1 protein-coding gene and 1 pseudogene are annotated in these 476 nt (G+C 72.7%); one reads left to right on the plus strand and one right to left on the minus strand.

What is annotated here, in order from left to right; translation table 11 throughout:
• A pseudogene (locus DBV10_RS22990) lies at window positions 1-259 on the minus strand (insulinase family protein); the annotation flags it as partial.
• A gap of 28 nt (window positions 260-287) precedes the next feature.
• On the opposite strand from DBV10_RS22990, the gene DBV10_RS22995 reads away from it, so the two are divergent.
• Window positions 288-476, plus strand: a 189-nt coding sequence (locus DBV10_RS22995) for a hypothetical protein (RefSeq protein ID WP_233589766.1), incomplete at its 3' end; no start/stop codon positions are given.

Here is a 476-nt window from a genome sequence, read left to right on the forward strand (position 1 = left end):
CCAGCACATGGGCCACGCCCGAGGTGCCATCGACCTCGTCCACGGAGCCCACGCGCACCCAGACCATGTGCACCGCCGTAGGGGCGCGGCGGTCGGGCTGCACGATGAGCCGCATGCCGTTTTTGAGCGTGAACTCCTGCGCGCCCGAGGCCGTGGCGGACGGCGTGCTGGAGGTGGAAGGCACCGGGGGGGTGGCCGCCAGGGCCGCCCCGCAGGTGAGGCTGGCCATGAGGCCCAGAAGGGTGAAAGCGCGTTTCATAGAATGGGGTGATTCTAAGAACCCTCCAATGTTCAGTTTTTTCAAGAAAAAACCCGCCCCCACGCCGGCCTCCGCCGATGTGCCCGCCCCAGCCCAGCCCGCAGACGCACCAGCGCCCGCCGCCCCCGGGCCTGCGGCGGCGCCCCCCGCACCCGCAATCCCTCCCGCCGCGCCGCCGACCCCTGCGGTGGCCCCGCCCCCAGCCGCCCCGGCAGCC

The organism is Acidovorax sp. FJL06, assembly GCF_003852545.1.
In the GTDB taxonomy this organism is placed as follows: domain Bacteria; phylum Pseudomonadota; class Gammaproteobacteria; order Burkholderiales; family Burkholderiaceae_C; genus Acidovorax.